The 648-nt window shown below is 42.9% G+C and carries 1 pseudogene; it reads left to right on the top strand.

The features are described 5' to 3' along the window. Nucleotides 1-648: pseudogene (locus QM406_RS10060) on the top strand (hypothetical protein); the annotation flags it as partial.

Here is a 648-nt window from a genome sequence, read left to right as displayed (position 1 = left end):
AACTACGGTAGAAATTCCAGGTGAAAATGGCACACCAATCACAGTTACAATTGGCGACAATGGTTCAGGTGAAGTACCAAATGACAACCTTCCTAAGAAAGATGTCCCAGGTACAGGAACAGTAACCGAACCTAATAAGAAACCATCACAACCAGTAGATGTAACAACACCAGCTCGTAAGACACCAACACTAGATGTTGAACAAGATCCTAAGACAGGTGACGTTACAGTAACACCTAAGAAACCAGATGGCTCAACATACCCACCAGGAACTAAGGTAGAAATCCCAGGTAAAGATGGTAACCCAATCACAGTCACAATCGGTGAAGACGGTAAAGGTACAGTACCAAACAGTGAATTACCAGACGGTAAAGTACCAGGTACAGGTAAGATTACAGAACCAGGTCAACCAGCAGTTGAAGTTCCAGTAGAAACTCCAGCTAAGGTAACACCAGAAACACCAGTAACTGAAAAACCAGGTAAGATTGAAATCACTCAACAACCAAATGGAAATGCGATTGTAACGCCTAAGAAACCAGACGGTTCAACATACCCACCAGGAACTACGGTAGAAATTCCAGGTGAAAATGGCACACCAATCACAGTTACAATTGGCGACAATGGTTCAGGTGAAGTACCAAATGACAA

Source organism: Streptococcus infantis, assembly GCF_047465035.1.
GTDB lineage: Bacteria > Bacillota > Bacilli > Lactobacillales > Streptococcaceae > Streptococcus > Streptococcus infantis_T.
Note: the sequence above shows the minus strand (reverse complement) of the source record. Positions and strands in the feature narration are given on the sequence as shown.